17 protein-coding genes and 1 other RNA gene are annotated in these 17,178 nt (G+C 63.1%); 4 read left to right on the plus strand and 14 right to left on the minus strand.

Translation table 11 applies throughout. The features are described from left to right. Window positions 1-127 precede the first annotated feature (127 nt). From FJ956_RS14600 to ssrS, 4 genes are all read right to left on the minus strand, one after another. Complete coding sequence (locus FJ956_RS14600; protein ID WP_140683541.1) at window positions 128-892, minus strand: TerC family protein; 765 nt, start codon at window positions 890-892, stop codon at window positions 128-130. A gap of 80 nt (window positions 893-972) precedes the next feature. Beyond that, the gene (locus tag FJ956_RS14605; protein ID WP_140683544.1) at window positions 973-1,797 is read right to left on the minus strand and encodes a TIGR00282 family metallophosphoesterase; all 825 of its coding nucleotides are present in this window, start codon (window positions 1,795-1,797) and stop codon (window positions 973-975) included. Window positions 1,798-1,859: 62 nt separating this feature from the next. After that, window positions 1,860-2,447, minus strand: a complete 588-nt coding sequence (locus FJ956_RS14610) for a 5-formyltetrahydrofolate cyclo-ligase (RefSeq protein WP_140683547.1) — start codon at window positions 2,445-2,447, stop codon at window positions 1,860-1,862. A gap of 82 nt (window positions 2,448-2,529) precedes the next feature. After that, window positions 2,530-2,685: non-coding RNA, 6S RNA (gene ssrS, locus FJ956_RS14615), on the minus strand. A 162-nt stretch (window positions 2,686-2,847) separates the two neighbouring features. Between ssrS and FJ956_RS14620 the strand changes: the two genes are divergently transcribed. The 4 genes from FJ956_RS14620 to msrB all read left to right on the plus strand — a co-directional run bounded on the left by FJ956_RS14620 (window position 2,848) and on the right by msrB (window position 5,997). Continuing rightward, complete coding sequence (locus tag FJ956_RS14620) at window positions 2,848-3,687, plus strand: MoxR family ATPase (protein ID WP_140683550.1); 840 nt, start codon at window positions 2,848-2,850, stop codon at window positions 3,685-3,687. A gap of 167 nt (window positions 3,688-3,854) precedes the next feature. Continuing rightward, window positions 3,855-4,301 (plus strand): GNAT family N-acetyltransferase, encoded by a 447-nt coding sequence (locus FJ956_RS14625; protein ID WP_140683553.1) that lies wholly within the window; start codon window positions 3,855-3,857, stop codon window positions 4,299-4,301. Window positions 4,302-4,308: 7 nt separating this feature from the next. Next, a complete protein-coding gene (locus tag FJ956_RS14630; protein ID WP_140683567.1) occupies window positions 4,309-5,499 on the plus strand; it encodes a VWA domain-containing protein in 1,191 nt (396 codons plus the stop codon). Window positions 5,500-5,592: 93 nt separating this feature from the next. Further along, complete coding sequence (msrB, locus tag FJ956_RS14635; RefSeq protein ID WP_140683573.1) at window positions 5,593-5,997, plus strand: peptide-methionine (R)-S-oxide reductase MsrB; 405 nt, start codon at window positions 5,593-5,595, stop codon at window positions 5,995-5,997. A 53-nt stretch (window positions 5,998-6,050) separates the two neighbouring features. Here the strand turns inward: msrB and FJ956_RS14640 are convergent, their stop codons facing one another. The 10 genes from FJ956_RS14640 to FJ956_RS14685 form a co-directional block, all read right to left on the minus strand. Beyond that, window positions 6,051-6,347, minus strand: a complete 297-nt coding sequence (locus FJ956_RS14640; protein ID WP_140683576.1) for a hypothetical protein — start codon at window positions 6,345-6,347, stop codon at window positions 6,051-6,053. Between the two features lie 10 nt (window positions 6,348-6,357). Further along, window positions 6,358-6,798: a hypothetical protein gene (locus tag FJ956_RS14645; RefSeq protein WP_140683580.1), complete on the minus strand. Its 441-nt coding sequence runs from the start codon at window positions 6,796-6,798 to the stop codon at window positions 6,358-6,360. A 22-nt stretch (window positions 6,799-6,820) separates the two neighbouring features. After that, on the minus strand, window positions 6,821-7,081 hold the full coding sequence (locus tag FJ956_RS14650) for a DUF2312 domain-containing protein (RefSeq protein ID WP_140683583.1): 261 nt from the start codon (window positions 7,079-7,081) through the stop codon (window positions 6,821-6,823). A gap of 152 nt (window positions 7,082-7,233) precedes the next feature. Next, complete coding sequence (gene pyc / locus FJ956_RS14655) at window positions 7,234-10,692, minus strand: pyruvate carboxylase (RefSeq protein WP_140683586.1); 3,459 nt, start codon at window positions 10,690-10,692, stop codon at window positions 7,234-7,236. A 360-nt stretch (window positions 10,693-11,052) separates the two neighbouring features. After that, on the minus strand, window positions 11,053-12,171 hold the full coding sequence (locus tag FJ956_RS14660; RefSeq protein ID WP_140683589.1) for a branched-chain amino acid ABC transporter substrate-binding protein: 1,119 nt from the start codon (window positions 12,169-12,171) through the stop codon (window positions 11,053-11,055). A 136-nt stretch (window positions 12,172-12,307) separates the two neighbouring features. Next, window positions 12,308-12,655, minus strand: a complete 348-nt coding sequence (locus FJ956_RS14665) for a DUF6867 family protein (RefSeq protein WP_140683592.1) — start codon at window positions 12,653-12,655, stop codon at window positions 12,308-12,310. A gap of 77 nt (window positions 12,656-12,732) precedes the next feature. Then, a complete protein-coding gene (locus FJ956_RS14670; RefSeq protein WP_140683605.1) occupies window positions 12,733-13,461 on the minus strand; it encodes an ABC transporter ATP-binding protein in 729 nt (242 codons plus the stop codon). Then, entirely contained in the window at window positions 13,461-14,870 is a 1,410-nt protein-coding gene (locus FJ956_RS14675) for an ATP-binding cassette domain-containing protein (protein ID WP_140683610.1), read from the minus strand. Before FJ956_RS14675 ends, FJ956_RS14670 begins: the two co-directional genes overlap by 1 nt. Continuing rightward, a complete protein-coding gene (gene livM / locus FJ956_RS14680; protein WP_140683613.1) occupies window positions 14,870-16,264 on the minus strand; it encodes a high-affinity branched-chain amino acid ABC transporter permease LivM in 1,395 nt (464 codons plus the stop codon). Before livM ends, FJ956_RS14675 begins: the two co-directional genes overlap by 1 nt. A gap of 5 nt (window positions 16,265-16,269) precedes the next feature. Continuing rightward, window positions 16,270-17,172, minus strand: coding sequence for a branched-chain amino acid ABC transporter permease LivH (locus FJ956_RS14685; RefSeq protein WP_140683616.1), 903 nt, complete (start codon window positions 17,170-17,172; stop codon window positions 16,270-16,272). Between the last annotated feature and the right edge of the window lie 6 nt (window positions 17,173-17,178).

A 17,178-nucleotide genomic window follows, 5' to 3' on the forward strand; every position in this document is an offset into this window, starting at 1 on the left:
GAAGAACAAACCTGTGACAAACGACATGGGGCGGAAAAGTTCATCCATCACTCTTGACCACGGTCATAAGAGGGTCTGCGCTCCGCTTCGCGTCGCTCCGCCCTAGAATGACGAAAGTGTGCGAGCCTCAGTGCCCCTCGCCCGACCCCTGCCTTTTACGCCGCCGCGCCAGCATGTTGAGGCCTTCGACCAGCGCCGAGAACCCCATGGCCGCATAGATGTAGCCCTTGGGCACATGGTAGCCCATGCCGTCGGCGATCAGCGTCATGCCGATCATCAGCAGGAAGCCCAGCGCCAGCATCACGATAGAGGGGTTCCTGGCGATGAAATTGGCGAGCGGCGTCGCCGCCAGCATCATCACGCTCACCGCCACGATCACCGCGATATACATGATGGCGATCTCGTCGGTCATGCCGACGGCGGTTATGATGGAATCGATCGAGAAGACGAGGTCGAGCAGCAGGATCTGGAAGATCGCGCCGGCAAGGCTCATCTGCAGCGTGCCGATCATCGTGTCCTGGTGGTCCTGCGGGTCGACCGTGTGATGGATCTCCTTGGTCGCCTTCCAGACCAGGAACAGGCCGCCGGCGATCAGGATCAGGTCGCGCCAGGAAAAGCCGTGGCCGAAGGCGGTGAACACCGGCGCCGTCAGTTGCACGATGATGGAGATGGTGGCGAGCAGGATCAGGCGCATGATCAGCGCCGCCGAGATGCCCAGCCGGCGCGCGCGGGCGCGCTGCGCTTCCGGCAGCTTGTTGGTCAGGATCGAGATGAAGATCAGATTGTCGATGCCGAGCACGATTTCCAGCACCACCAGGGTCAAAAGCGCGACCCATGCGGTCGGATCGGAAACAAAGTGAAAGTGCGGCGCCAGGAATTCGACAAGCTGCATGAAGGTCGTCCCCTCTACGATCTAGAGCAGTTTTCGCGGGTTTCGTCGCCAGTTAGGCACTGATCTCGCTTATATCAATGTCACGACCAGAAAGACGGCGCCGTTTCTTCCAGCCGCGGCCCGCGACGAAACGGCGCGATTTTTTCGGCAAGCCCGGTGCGGTCCGAAATATCGACGCCGACCCCGCACAACGTCGCCGGTCCGTTCGCTGCCTCGAAACGGCCCTTCGGCACCTTGGAAAGAAACCGGTTCAGCGGCTCTTCCTTGTCCATGCCGAGCGAGGAATCATAGTCGCCGCACATGCCGGCGTCCGAGATATAGGCGGTGCCGCCATTGAGGATCTGATGGTCGGCGGTCGGCTGATGCGTATGCGTGCCGACCACGAGGCTGGCGCGGCCGTCGACGAAATGCGCGAAGCACATCTTCTCAGACGTCGCCTCGGCGTGGAAATCGACGATGGCCGCATCGGCCTGCTCGCCGAGCGGACAGGCGGCAAGCTCGCGCTCGCCGGCTTGGAACGGATCGTCGAGCTCCGGGTGCATGAAGACACGGCCCATGATGTTGGCGACCAGCACGCGCGCGCCATTGCGCGCGATATAGACGCCCGAGCCGCGCCCCGGCGTGCCCTTGGGGAAATTCGAAGGCCGCAAAAAGCGCTCCTCGCGCGGCGCGAAGATCAGCGCGTCGCGCTGGTCCCAGACATGGTTGCCGGTGGTGACGACATCCGCGCCCGCCGCGAGCGTCTCGCGGAAGATCTCCTCGGTGATGCCGAACCCGCCGGCGGCGTTCTCGCCATTGACGATGACGAAGTCGAGCTTGAAGTCGGAAATCAGCCCCGGCAGCTGTTCCCAAACCGCCGTGCGTCCCGTCTTGCCTACCATGTCGCCGAGGAAGAGAAGTCTCATACGATCCCGAGAAGTCTGCCAAGCTGCATGACTTCCGCGAAGACCATCAGCCTCGCCGCTATCTATAATTGAGGCGTGAACCGGCGCAACCCGCTCTCGGTCAGTATTTCCGGAATGATGACGTCATGGTTCTCTTCCGGCACCCGCTCGACTTCCTGGCAGTCGAAGGCGATGCCGATCAGCCTGGGCGCGATGCCCTTGTCGGCCAGCCTGGCGATGGCGCGGTCGTAATAGCCGGCGCCATAGCCGATCCGGTGGCCGCGTGCGTCGAAGGCGGCGAGCGGCACCAGCATCAGCGTCGGGTCGAGCACTTCCGCCTCTTCATGCGGCCCGACGGTGCCGAACCCCATCTCGACCATCGGCGCGCCGCGCACCAGCTCGCGGAAGACGATCGTGGTCTTGTCGAGAATCGCCGGCAGGCAGAGCCTGGCGCCCTTCTCGCGCAGCGCGAACATCAGCGGCCGCACATCGACCTCCGAGCGCATCGGCCAGAAGCCGGAGACGATCCGGCCGGGCTCGAAGTCTATTTTTTCCTTTGCGGCCTCGGCCATTTCGAGCGCGATTTCCACGCGCCAGAATTCGTCGAGCGCATCGCGGCGCGCCAGCGCTTCCTTGCGAAGCTGTTTTTTCAGGTCTTTTGAAGGTGACATGCGCCGACGGTAGAGATGACCATATCTGGGCGAAGTTGCAGGAGCGACGTTTTCTACCGCATGGTTCCCAAAATCGGGAGGGTGACGATCCACACAACCGGTGGAGAGGTCGATCCCGGGTGCCTACAAAGTAGGTGGGCGCCGTGTGAGAAAACCCACGGGTCTTCCCAGGGACAGCTCCCTAAGGATCGATAAGGCCCCGGGGATAAGTTTCTCCTGCCGGGAAGCGCAGACCGCCGGGAGCAAATATAGGCCGATGGTTAGCCGAGCGCCAGTGAAACGGGCGACCATTCGCCTGTAATTCGTCTTGCAGACCATCCTGATAGGGAGCTCTTCCGCGACCGCCCTTGCGCGGCCCGTCCAGCCTCCTTACGGTCCGGCCGCACGGACAGGAGAAAAGATGCGTTTCGAAGGCACCGCGGCCTATGTCGCCGACAAGGATCTGATGGTCGCGGTCAACGCCGCGATCGCGCTGGAACGGCCCTTGCTGGTAAAGGGCGAGCCCGGCACCGGCAAGACCGAGCTCGCCCGCCAGGTGGCGTCGGCGCTCGGGCTCGAGTTCATCGAATGGAACGTCAAGTCCACCACCAAGGCGCAGCAGGGCCTCTACGAATATGACGCCGTCTCGCGGCTGCGCGACAGCCAGCTCGGCGACGAGCGCTTCAACGACATCGCCAACTACATCAAGCGCGGCAAGCTGTGGGACGCCTTCGCGGCGCAAAAGAAAGTCGTGCTTTTGATCGACGAGATCGACAAGGCTGACATCGAGTTCCCCAACGACCTCCTGCAGGAACTCGACCGGATGGAGTTCTTCGTCTACGAGACCGGCGAGACGATCCGCGCCGAGTTCAGGCCGATCGTCATCATCACATCGAACAACGAGAAGGAACTGCCGGACGCCTTCCTGCGCCGCTGCTTCTTCCACTACATCCGCTTCCCCGACATCGATACCCTGCACCGGATCGTCGAGGTGCATTACCCCGGCATCAAGCAGAACCTGGTGCGGGCGGCACTCGCGCAGTTCTACGAGATCCGCGAGGTGCCGGGCCTGAAGAAGAAGCCGTCTACCTCCGAGGCGCTCGACTGGATCCGCCTGCTGGTCGCCGACGACATCGCGCCCGAGGATCTGCGCGCGGATCCGAAGAACGTGCTGCCGAAGCTGCACGGCGCGCTGCTGAAGAACGAGCAGGACGTGCACCTGTTCGAGCGCCTGGCCTTTATGGCGAGGCGGCAACAGTAATGCATGTCGCCCAGAAGTGTGGAGCGGTTCTGGGACAACGACATGCATAAAACAAGGAGCTAAAGCGCGTCGCGCTTTAGCCCGCAGCAATAGTGCTTTCCCGTCCGTGGACCGTTGCCGGCGAGCGGCCGCCGCCGCAGCTTCGGGTCAAAATGTTGGAGGAAAAAATGTCCGAGATCACCATCCGCCCGCTCGCGCAGTCCAATCACGCCGACTGGCGCCGGCTTTGGACCGACTATCTGACCTTCTACGAGACAAAGCTGCCGGAAGAGGTCTACGCGATCACCTGGAAGCGGCTATTCACGGATGGCGAGTTCGAGCCGAAAGGTCTCATCGCCACGCTCGACGGCAAGGCCGTCGGCCTCACCCACTATCTCTATCACCGCTCGGGCTGGTCCGAGAAAAACAACTGCTACCTGCAGGACCTGTTCGCCGACCCCAAGGTGCGCGGCAAGGGCGTGGGCGCGGCGCTGATCAAGGCCGTGCAGGATGAGGCCGGCAAGATCGGTGTCAAGAACGTCTACTGGATGACGCATGAGACCAATGCCACGGCGCGCCGGCTCTATGATCACGTCGCGCGGCGAACGGGCTTCATCGAATACGATCTGCTATAAGGGGCCGATGTTCATCCCCTTCTTCCTCGAGCTGAAGGCCGCGCGGGTTCCCGTTTCGCTCAGGGAATATCTGTCGCTGCTGGAAGGGCTGGAAGCCGGGCTGGTCGATTACGACGTCGAGGCTTTCTACTACCTCGCGCGCTCGGCCCTGGTGAAGGACGAGCGCCATATCGACCGTTTCGACCAGGTCTTCGCGCATGTCTTCAAGGGCGTCGAGGCGCTTGGCGGTCCCGACGCCGTCGATGTCGCCAACATCCCGGAAGAGTGGCTGCGCCGGCTGGCCGAAAAGCACCTGACCGAGGAGGAGAAGAAGCTGGTCGAAGCGCTCGGCGGCTTCGACAAGCTGATGGAGACGCTGAAGCGACGCCTCGAGGAACAAAAGGGCCGCCACCAGGGCGGCTCGAAATGGATCGGCACCGGCGGCACCTCGCCCTTCGGCGCCTATGGCTACAACCCTGAAGGCGTGCGCATCGGCCAGCATGAAAGCCGGCATCGCCGCGCGGTGAAGGTCTGGGACAAGCGCGAGTTCAGGAACTTAGACGACACCGTCGAGCTCGGCACGCGCAACATCAAGGTGGCGCTGAAGCGGCTGCGCCGGTGGGTGCGTGAGGGCGCCGAGGAGGAGTTCGACCTTCCCGGCACCATCCACGCCACCGCCGAGCACGGCTATCTCGACGTCAAAACGCGGCCCGAGCGGCGCAACGCGGTGAAGCTTCTGATGTTCTTCGATGTCGGCGGCTCGATGGACGACCACATCCGCGGCGTCGAGGAATTGTTCTCGGCCGCGCGCGCCGAGTTCCGCCAGCTCGAATATTTCTACTTCCATAATTGCCTCTACGAGCGCGTCTGGAAGGACAATCGGCGGCGGCTGGCCGAGACGATCCCGACCTTCGACCTCATCCACAAATACGGGCCGGACTACAAGGTGATCGTCGTCGGCGACGCCTCGATGAGCCCCTATGAGATCGCGCATCCCGGCGGCTCGGTCGAGCATTGGAATCCGGAGGCCGGAAGTGTGTGGATGGCCCGCCTGTTGCGGCAATGGCCAAATGCGATCTGGCTGAACCCGGAAGCCGAGAAGAACTGGCGCTACACGCATTCGATCCAGTTGATCGGCGACATCTTCGGCGGCCGCATGTTCCCGCTGACATTGGCCGGACTTGGCGCTGCGACCAGGCAGTTGTCGCGCAAGCACTAGCTCGCTTTCACTGGCGGCGTTTGTAACAAATACCTATGTTCGGGCGAATACCCGTTGCAAGCAACAACGAGCCGCCAAGGCCGAGGAGATTCTATGGACACCCACGCCTATCCCGTCACCCGCACCGATGCCGAGTGGCGCACCCGGCTGACGCCGGAGCAGTATGCCGTGATGCGCAACCACGGCACCGAGCGCCCCGGCAGCTGCGCCCTGCTCTACGAGAAGCGCGCCGGCACCTTCCATTGCGTCGGCTGCGACCAGCCGCTGTTCGAATCCAAGCTGAAATTCGAGAGCGGCACCGGCTGGCCGAGCTTCAACGATCCGGTCCCGGGCTCGATCGACACCACCGTCGACCGCAGCTACGGCATGGTCCGCACCGAATGCCATTGCGCGCGCTGCGGCAGCCATCTCGGCCATGTCTTCGAGGATGGGCCGCCGCCGACCGGCCTGCGCTATTGCATCAATGGCGTGGCATTGCGCTTCGAGCCTGCGGCCTGACCGAGGTTTCCAGTCTTCGCAAAGGGCGGCTTCGGCCGCCTTTGTCATATAGCTCATGTCACGACCGTCGCGATCAGCCAGAGCGCGGAACCCAGCATCATCAGTTGCGCCTTGAAGCCCCCGACCTTCTCCGCCGTCCGCCAGACGGCGACCGTCAGGAAGATGGTGTAGGGAACGGGGAGGAAATGCACCGCCAGCACCAGCCAGAGCGGCAGCTTCAGCCCGAGCAGGACCAACGCCAGCGCCGAAGAGGCGATGCTCAAGATCGTCCCGACCAGCAGCATGTCACGCCAGAACAGCCGGTCGAGCAGCGCTTCGCCCCTCCACCGCGTACGGAAAAAACCCGTCATCGCCGGCGACCTATCCCTGCCCGAGAACTTCGGTCACAGCCTCTTCGAAGCGTGAGCATTCCCTCACCAGCCAGTCGGTCATGGCCGGCCAATTGTCCTCGGCGTAGCAGTTTACCCGCCACATCGAGTTGATGCCGAGACCTTCACAACTCTGCTCGGGCCTTAGCTTCAGCCTGGATTCGATCGCCGGCTGGAACGGTTTCAGCCGCGACCATGATTGTGTGGCGCCGAACTTCTCATTGCGCCCGAAGAAGACGCCGACATGGTTCTGCGCCGGCGCGACATACATCGAAAGGACCAAGGCGAAATCCGGCAGCCCGCGCTGCCAGAACCATGGCCCGCGTCGCGCCAGCCTTTGCCTTTCTTGCGGGTGCCGCTCGGCGAACAACGCCCAGAAGCCGCGATGGCGGAACTCCGAGGCGCGACGGCCGCCGAAGTCGAATTCGTTCATGGCCGGTCTCCGGCCATGCGCCTCAGACCATGCCGAGGGCGGCCTTGTAGAGATCCAGGATCGACTCTTCTTCCTGGCGCTCGGCCTGGTCCTTCTTGCGCAGCCGCACGATCGTGCGGATCGCCTTGGTGTCGAAACCGGTGCCCTTGGCCTCGCCATAGACATCCTTGATGTCGTCGGAGATCGTCTTCTTTTCTTCCTCGAGTCGCTCGATGCGCTCGATGATGGTGCGCAGCTGGCCGGCGGCTACAGTCTGGCTGGTCTCAGTGATTTCGTCGGCCATTTTTCTCTCCGCGTCTTCTGGAGCCATGGCGATTCCCACCACGGCGAATTGGAGCGGGTTCCCTGCCCGAGCGGACGCGGCGGGTCAAGACACTTGTCGAGCGGCTGTGGACGGCTGCTGCCAGCCGCCCTTCAAGCATCGCGCCGCGACCGTCATTTAAATGCGATCAACAGGTCCTTCGCGTCGATCTGGTCTCCGGCCTTGACCAGCACCTCGGCGATCTCGCCGTCGCGTTCGGCGTGGAGCGCGGTTTCCATCTTCATCGCCTCGATCGACAAGAGCACGTCGCCCGCCTTGACCGCCTGTCCGGGCGCGACGGCAAGCGCCGACACGACGCCGGGCATCGGCGCGCCGACATGCCCCTCATTGCCAGGCTCGGCCTTGCGGCGCACCTTGGCCGCGGAAGCGCCATGCGCCCTGTCCGGCACCTTGACGCGGCGCGGCTGGCCGTTGAGCTCGAAGAACACGGTGACCATGCCCTTGTCGTCGACGTCGCCGAACGCCTGGCAGCGAACCACCAGGGTCTTGCCCTTCTCGATGTCGAGGAAGATCTCGTCTTCCGACTTCATGCCGTAGAAATAGGTCGGCGTCGGCAGCACGCTCACCGGCCCGTAGGTCTCCTGCGCCGCGGCGAAGTCGGTGAACACCTTCGGGTACATCAGCCACGACGCGAACTCGTATTCCGAGAGCTTGCGGTCGAGCTTACCCTCGATGTCCTTGCGGCTGGCCTTGAGGTCGGCGGGCTTCAGCAGCGAGCCCGGTCGAACGGTGATCGGCTTCTCGCCCTTCAGCGCCTTCTTCTGCAGCGCCGCCGGCCAGCCGCCGGGCGACTGGCCGAGATCGCCGCGCAGCATCGATACGACCGAGTCCGGGAAGGCGATGTCCTTGGCCGGGTTCTCGACATCGGCAACGGTGAGATCCTGGCTGACCATCATCAGCGCCATGTCGCCGACCACCTTGGACGACGGCGTCACCTTGACGATGTCGCCGAACATCAGGTTGACGTCGTGATAGGCCTGCGCGACCTCATGCCAGCGCGTCTCCAGCCCAAGCGAGCGCGCCTGTTCCTTGAGGTTGGTGAACTGGCCGCCCGGCATCTCGTGCAGGTAGACTTCCGAGGCAGGTCCCTTGAGATCGCTCTCGAAGGCGGCGTACTGGTTGCGCACCGCTTCCCAGTAGAAGGAGATGCGGCGGATCCACTGCGGATCGAGACCGGGATCGCGCTCGGTGCCCTTCAGCGCCTCGACTATCGAGCCGAGGCAGGGCTGCGAGGTGTTGCCGGAGAAGGAATCCATCGCCGCATCGATGGCGTCGGCGCCGCTCTCCACCGCCGCAAGCACCGTCGCCGCCGACAGCCCTGATGTGTCGTGCGTGTGGAAATGGATCGGCAGGTCGGTCGCCTCGCGCAGCGCCTTGAACAGCACGCGCGCCGCGGCCGGCTTCAGCAGGCCGGCCATGTCCTTGACGGCGATGATATGGGCGCCGGCCGCCTCCAGCTCCTTGGCCAGCCCGACATAGTATTTGAGGTCGTATTTGGCGCGCGCCGGATCGAGGATATCGCCGGTGTAGCACATCGCCGCCTCGACCAGCTTGCCCTCGGCGCCCACCGCGTCCATGGCGACGCGCATGTTCTCGACCCAGTTCAGGCAGTCGAAGACGCGGAACAGGTCGACGCCGCCGCTAGCCGCTTGGCGGACGAAATGCTGGACGACATTGTCGGGATAGTTGGTGTAGCCGACGCCGTTGGCGCCGCGCAAAAGCATCTGCAGCAGAAGGTTGGGCGCCGCCTCGCGCACTTTGCTCAGCCGCTCCCACGGGTCCTCGGTGAGGAAGCGCATGGCGACGTCGAAGGTGGCGCCGCCCCAGCATTCCAGCGAAAGCAGCTGCGGCAGCGCCCGCGCATAGGTGCCGGCGATGCCGGCAATGTCATGCGTGCGCATGCGCGTGGCGAGCAGCGACTGGTGGCCGTCGCGCATCGTCGTGTCGGTGACCAGCACCTGGCGCTGATCCCGCATCCAGGCCGCGAACTTCTCCGGGCCGAGCGCATCGAGCCTCTGCTTGCTGCCGTCCGGAACATGCCCGTTGAGATAGGGCACGACGGGTGCCGCCGCATTCGTCTTCGGCATCGGCCGGCCGCGCGTCTCGGGGTGGCCGTTGACGCTGACATCGGCCAGGTAGTTGAGCAGCTTGGTGGCGCGGTCCTGCCGCTTCACCTGCTCGAACAGTTCTGGCGTCGTGTCGATGAACCTGGTCGTGTAGGAATTGTCGGCGAAGCGCGGGTGATTGATGATCGCTTCGAGGAAGGTGAGGTTGGTGGCGACGCCGCGGATGCGGAACTCGCGCAGCGCCCGGTTCATGCGCGAGATCGCCTCGCCGGGCGTCGGCGCCCAGGCCGTCACCTTTTCGAGCAGCGGATCGTAGAAGCGGGTGATGACCGCGCCCGAATAGGCGGTGCCGCCGTCGAGCCGGATGCCGAAGCCGGCCGCTTCGCGATAGGCGGTGATGCGGCCATAGTCCGGGATGAAATTGTGCTCCGGATCCTCGGTGGTGATGCGGCACTGCAATGCGTGGCCGTTGAGCCTGATGTCCTTCTGCGCCGGCACGCCCGATTGCTTCGTGCCGATGGCGAAGCCGTCGAGGATGTGGATCTGCGCCTTGACGATGTCGATGCCGGTCACCTGCTCGGTGACGGTGTGCTCGACCTGGATGCGCGGATTGACCTCGATGAAATAGAACTTGCCGGTATCGGCGTCCTGCAGGAACTCTACCGTGCCGGCGCCGATATAGCTGGTCTCGCGCGCGATCTTGAGCGCATAGCCGCAAAGCTCCTGGCGCAGCTCTTCGCTGAGATAGGGCGCCGGCGCCCGCTCCACGACCTTCTGGTTGCGGCGCTGGATCGAGCAGTCGCGCTCGAACAGGTGCACCGCATTGCCATGGGTGTCGCCCAGCACCTGCACCTCGACATGGCGGGCGCGCTCGATCAGCTTTTCGAGATAGACCTCGTCCTTGCCGAAGGCCGCCTTGGCCTCGCGCTTGCCTTCCATGACCTCGCGCGCGAGGTCAGCCTCGGCGCGGATGGCGCGCATGCCGCGGCCGCCGCCGCCCCACGAGGCCTTGAGCATCACCGGATAGCCGATTTGCGCCGCGAGCTTCTTGACCTCGTCCATGTCGTCGGGCAGCGGATCGGTTGCCGGCACCACCGGCACGCCGACCTCGATCGCCAGGTTGCGCGCGGCGACCTTGTTGCCCAGCCGGCGCATTGTTTCCGGCTTCGGGCCGATGAAGGTGACGCCGGCCTCGGCGCAGGCCTCGGCGAATTCCGGGCTTTCCGACAGCAGCCCGTAGCCGGGGTGGATGGCGTCGGCGCCCGACAGCCTGGCGACCCGGATCACCTCCTCGATCGACAGGTAGCTTTCGATCGGCCCCATGTCCTTGGCCAGATGCGGTCCGCGCCCGACCTGGTAGCTCTCGTCGGCCTTGAAACGGTGCAGCGAATATTTGTCCTCCTCCGCCCAGATCGCCACGGTCTTGAGGCCGAGCTCGTTGGCCGCGCGGAACACGCGGATGGCGATTTCGGACCGGTTGGCGACGAGGATCTTCGTGATGGCCAAGGACTGGGCTCCAGCAGCGTAAGGGAAGATGAACCGGCGCAATGATTAGCGTGAAAATGCTGCAGTGCAAACAAATTTGAGCGACACCTAAAACGATTTAAGTCGCTTGTTTGCGTCAAACTGCTATTGCCGTTCTTCGAACACCGTAAGCGGGCGGTCGACGGGCATTCCCGAGCGCGCCGCGCGGAGCTTTCCGGTTGGCCCCACCCGCAAACGGAAATGCCCGGCGCGAGCGCCGGGCATTTCCGAAAAGTAGGCTAAAGCATGTCTCCCGAAAGTGTGCAGCGGTTTCGGGACGAAGACATGCTTGAAATGAAGGACCTAAAGCAGGTCTCACGACCTGCTTTAGGGTTTGCCGGCTTATTTCTCGAAGTAGCTGTACTTGCCGTCGTCGCCCTTCTTCCACTCATAGATGACATAGTCGGGACGGGTGATGTCGCCCTTGGCGTCGTAGCCGATGTCACCGATGGCGGTTTTCCAGGTGTTGGCCCTGATCGTCTCCGCAACCTTCTGCACGTCGTCGGCCGAGCCGGTCTTGGCGATGGCCTGGGCGATGATCTGCACCGCGGCATAGGAGTAGAGCGTGTAGGCTTCCGGTTCGAAGCCACTGGCGCGGAACTTCTCGACCACTTCCTTGGCGGCCGGATTCTTGCGCGGATCCGGAGCGAAGGTGTTGAGCGTGCCGGCAACGGCATCACCCGCGATCGAAGCCAGTTCGTTGGAGACGATGCCGTCGCCCGAGAACAGCGGCGCCTTCAGGCCCTGATCGGCCGACTGACGGATGATCAGGCCGGCTTCGGTGTGCAGGCCGCCCCAGTAGATCAGGGTAACGCCGTTTTCCTTCATCTTGGCGATGAGAGCGGAGAAGTCCTTGTCGCCGACATTCACGCCTTCATACATCACTTCCGTGATGCCGCCGGCGTTGAGGTTTTTCTTGGTTTCGTCGGCGAGACCCTGGCCATAAGGCGTCTTGTCGTGGACGATGGCGATTTTGGCGTCCTTGAAGTTCTTGGCGATATAATCGCCAGCCACCTTGCCCTGCTGGTCGTCACGACCGCAGGTGCGGAAGGTGTTCCACATACCGCGCTCGGTGAACTTCGGGTTGGTCGCGGCAGGCGTGATCTCGAGGATGCCGTTTTCCTGGTAGACTTCCGAGGCCGGGATCGACACGCCGGAGTTGAAGTGGCCGTCGACGAACTTGACGCCGTCGGCAACGAACTTGTTGGCGACCGAGATGCCCTGCTTGGGATCGGAGACGTCGTCGCCGACCTCGAGCTTGAGCTGCTGACCATTGACGCCGCCCGCCGCGTTGATGTCGGCGATCGCCTGTTCCGCGCCCTTCTGCAGCTGTGCGCCGAAGGCGGCGTTCGGGCCGGTGATCGGACCGGCGACGCCGATCAGGATGTCAGCGGCCCACGCGCTGCCGCTGAACGCGACGAACGCGGTCAGCGCAACGGCGGACAAGAGTGATTTTTTCATTGAAACGCTCCCATTTACGGAGTGGGCGTGGATGATACTTTCATGCGATGCCCACCCTTATCGCAGAAAGCATAGAATGCCGATTTTCAGGCACTTGTCACGCCGATTCATGCCGGAAACGGCGTAATGGTGAACGTCAACCTTTCGGTTTCCAGCTTAATAAGGAAGCTCTTTCATAGAGCCAGTTATACTGTGTGACCATCTGGTTGGTGCGCGTGTATTGATAGCCGAAAAAGCCTAGGATCATCAGCACGATGGTGTCGATGATATAGTAATGCAGCGAGAACATCGTGCCCTCGAACAGCGCGTGATGAATGAACCTGATGCCGACGCCAAGGCCGAGCATGTAGAAGAACAACTGGACGTAGCTGTTCCAGGTCTGCGCCGCCGCCTTGCCCGTCATCCATGCCGCCCAGCCGCCAAGCAGGCAGGTGACGAACAGGAACTGCCAGATCGAGGCTTCTTCGTAGATTATGCCTTGCATGATTGATGTCCTCGATCCTGGCATGGTCCCGAAAAGTTGCAGACTTTTCGGAGAAGATCATGCTTCAAAACAAACCTCTAGTGATGTCCGCCTTCGAGATAGGCGGCGCGCACTTCCGGATTGGCGAGCAGCTCCTTGCCGGTGCCGCTCATCGTCACATTGCCGTTGACCATGACATAGCCGCGCGTGGCGAGTTTGAGCGCTCCAAAAGCGTTCTGCTCGACCAGGAACACGGTCAACCCTTGCGTCTTGTTGAGCTCGCGGATGGCGTCGAAGATCTGCTTGACGATCAGCGGCGCGAGACCAAGCGACGGCTCGTCGAGCAGAAGCAGTTTCGGCCGCGCCATCAGGGCGCGCCCGATCGACAACATCTGCTGCTCGCCGCCGGACAGCGTGCCGCCACGCTGGGCGATGCGCTCCTTCAGCCGAGGGAACAGCGTGAACACCTTCTCGACGTCCTCGTCATAATGCTTGAGGTTGTCGAGGCTGGCGCCCATCTGCAGGTTTTCCATCACCGTCATGCGCGGAAAGATGCGGCGTCCTTCCGGCGACTGGGCGATACGCAGGCGTGCGATCTCATGCGTCGGCATCTTGGTGATGTCGGTGCCGGCGAAGGTGATGGTGCCGGTGCGGGCGCGCGGCGCACCGAAGATGGTCATCATCAGCGTCGACTTGCCGGCGCCGTTGGCACCGATCAGCGCCACGATCTCACCCTGGTTGACGCTGACATCGACGCCGTTCAGCGCCCGGATGTTGCCGTAGTAAGTCTCGACACCCTTGATGTCGAGCAGCGTTGTGCCGGCCATTATTTACGCCCTCCACGCGTCGCGGGCTTGGCCGCCACTTCGTTCGCCAGCGTCTTCGCCTGGCCGATCCAGTCTTCGCGGGCAATACGCCCGTCAAAGGCGAGATAGGCCTCCGCCGCCTCGACGTCGGCCTTCTTCCAGGCCGCGATCTGGTCGAAATGGAAGATGCCGTGCTCGTTCAGCTTCCGCTCGTTGACCGGGCCGATACCCTTGATGCGGATCAGACTGTCGGCCTTGCCGCCACGCGGCGCGTCGAGGCGATTGGAGATGCCGCCGGCTTTCGCGGCCGGGGCCTTTGCGGTTGCCTTTTTCGCCGGCGCTTTTGCGGCCGGCTTCTTCGCCGCGGGCTTCGTCGCTGCCGGAGCCGCGATCGGCTTGCTGGCGATGGCCGCGGCGCGCGCATCGACCTGCGCCGCTTTCGAGGCGCCCTTCGACACCGTGACGCGCTCGCCCTTATTCGCATGTTCGACGCTATCGGAAACCGGCCCGGCCATCATCGAAGCGGAATTTCCCGGCCCGTGCGCGGAGTCGGGGCCTGTATCGAGCTGCTCGATGACGTCCTCGTCGCCGACTTCGGTCAGCACTTCTTGCACTTCCTCGTCGTCGACGCCGAGATAGGCGGCGATGACGCGCGGATCCGTCCTGACCGATTCCGGGTTGCCGTCGGAGATCTTGCGGCCGTATTCGAGCACGACGACATGATCGGAGATCTTCATCACCACCGACATGTCGTGCTCGATGAGCAGGATCGAGGTACCGGTGCTCTTGATGCCCATCAACAGCTCGTTGAGCGCCGCCGATTCCTTCGGATTGAGGCCGGCGGCCGGCTCGTCGAGGCACAGAAGCTCCGGCCCCGTGCACATGGCGCGCGCGATTTCCAGTCGCCGCTGCGCGCCATAGGGCAGGTCGCCGGCGGGATCGTCGGCGCGGTCGACGAGATCGGCTTTCTCCAGCCAGTGCCTGGCGAGATCGATCGACTCGGCCGAGGCCTGGCGATAGCTCGGAAAGCCGAAGAGGCCGAGAAGCGTGTAGCCCGAAGCTTTCATCAGCTTGTTGTGCTGCGCGACCAGAAGGTTCTCCAGCAGCGTCATGCCCGAGAACAGCCGGATGTTCTGGAAAGTGCGCGCCACCTTGGCGCGCGCCGGGATCTCGTGATTGGGCAGGCGCTCGAGCAGATAGGTCGAGCCGTCGTTCCGGTTCAGCGTGATCATGCCTTCAGACGGCTTGTAGAAGCCGGTGATGCAGTTGAACACCGTGGTCTTGCCGGCGCCGTTCGGGCCGATCAGCGCGGTGATCTCGCCGCGCCTGGCCTGGAACGACAGGTCACCGATGGCGACCAGGCCGCCGAACTTCATCGACAAATGCTCGACCTGCAGAATGAAGTCTTTGGAGGAAGGAGTCGCGTTCATCAGCCGTGACCCTCCTTGGTGAAGGAGGCTGAGACCGCTCTTCGCTTCTTCAGGAAGGCCGTGGGCTCGCGGCTGCCGACGAAGCCACGCGGCTTCCACAGCATGACGATGACCATGGCCATGCCGAACAGAAGCATGCGGTAGAGTTCGGGCGTGAAATCGGGACCGAACACGGCCTTGAGGAAGTCGAGCTCGCGCAGGATCTCGGTGCCGCCGATCATCACCAATGCCGCCACCGCGATGCCGCCGAGCGAGCCCATGCCGCCGAGCACGACGATGGCGAGGATGATCGCCGATTCCAGGAAGACGAAGGATTCGGGGCTGACGAAACCTTGCCGCGCGGCAAAGAAAGAGCCGGCGAAGCCGCCGAACATGGCACCTGTGGCGAACGCCGTCAGCTTGGTGGTCGTGGTGTTGATGCCGAGCGAGCGGCAGGCGATCTCGTCCTCGCGCAGCGCTTCCCAGGCGCGGCCAACCGGCAGGCGACGCAGCCTGATGGTGACGAAGGCGGTGAGGAAGCACAGCCCCAGGATCAGGTAGTAGAGGAAGATCTTGTAGTAGGCGCCCGACTGGGCGATCCCCAGCACCTTGGCGATGTAGTTCGGATCCGAGACGTTGAACGACATCAGGCCGAAGAACGAGACTTTCGGAATACCGGAAACGCCGGCCGAACCGTTGGTCACCTCACGCCAGTTGATCAGCACGAGGCGGATGATTTCGCCGAAGGCCAGGGTGACGATCGCCAGATAGTCGCCGCGCAATCTGAGCACCGGGAAACCGAGCAGCACACCCCATAGCGCGGCCATTGCCCCGGCGGCGGGCAGCAGGATCCAGAACGACAGGCCGAAATGGGTGCCGAGCAGCGCATAGGCATAGGCGCCGACGGCGTAGAAGGCGACGTAACCGAGATCGAGCAAACCGGCGAGGCCGACGACGATGTTGAGGCCCCAGGCCAGCATCACATAGATCAGGATCTGGATGCCGAAATTGTCGACCCATTTCAGCGAGCCCTGGAACCCGACCAAAAGCACGATCGCCACCGGATACAGCAACAGCACGCCAACGCCGATCTTGTTGAAGTTGCGACGCACGAAGCCGGGCTCCGCCACTGCCACCGCCGGCGCCTGTGCCTTTTCGGCCTTCGACCGCTCCATGGCCGGAACCGCGTAAGCGACATAGAGGAAACGGCCGGCGGTGACGGCAGCGACCACAATGGCCAGCAGGCCCCAGCGCTGCACCAGGATCAGTTCGTTGCTGATGTTCTGGTCTGTCCTGAGACCGATGAACAACACGAACAGGCCAAGCGAGATGGCGCCTGCATAGAGCGCTTCGCGAAAAGCGCGCTGGACTGGAGTAGCGACGGTGTCGCGCTCCGAAGACACGGTAACGGCCATGAGGATCAGACCTTTTCGACTTCAGGCCGGCCGAGGATGCCGGAGGGCAGGAAGATGAGCACGATCGCCAGGATCGAGAAGGCGGCGACGTCCTTGTAGTCGATCGAGAAATAGGCCGACCACATGCTCTCGATGAAGCCGATGAGCAGTCCTCCGAGCACCGCGCCAGGCAGTGAGCCGATGCCGCCAAGCACGGCCGCCGTGAAGGCCTTCACGCCCGGCACGAAGCCGTCCGAGAACACCACGACGCCGTAATACATCAGGAACAGCGTGCCGGCGACGGCGGCAAGTGCGGCGCCCATGATGAAGGTGATGGAGATGGTGCGGTCGACGTCGATGCCGAGCAGCGCCGCCATCTTGCGATCCTGCTCGCAGGCGCGTTGCGCACGCCCCAGCGCCGTCCTGTTGACGAGGTACCAGAAGATCACCAGCAGCGCGGCGGTGACCAGCACGATGATGATCTGCTTCAGCGAGATGCTGATGCCGTCGATCGTGTAAACCTTCGACACCATCGGTGGGATCGGCTTGTTGCGCGGGCCTTGCGTGACCTGCACGAAATTGGACAGCGCGATCGACATGCCGATGGCGGTGATCAGCGGCGCCAGCCGGAACGATCCGCGCAGCGGCCGGTAGGCCACTTTTTCGATCGTCCAGTTGTAGAGACTGGTCAGCAGCATCGCCACGATCATCATGATCAGAAGCGCCACCACGATCGGCACCGAATAGAACAATGCGCCGAGGATCAGGAAGACGATGAGGGCGGTGAAGGCGCCGACCATGAAGATATCGCCATGGGCGAAATTGATCATGCCGATGATGCCGTAGACCATCGTGTAGCCGATCGCGATCAGGCCATAGATAGATCCCAGCGTCAGCCCATTGATAAGCTGCTGGACGAAATACTGCATATTTAC

The sequence above is a fragment of the Mesorhizobium sp. B2-4-3 genome (assembly GCF_006442815.1).
In the GTDB taxonomy this organism is placed as follows: Bacteria; Pseudomonadota; Alphaproteobacteria; order Rhizobiales; family Rhizobiaceae; genus Mesorhizobium.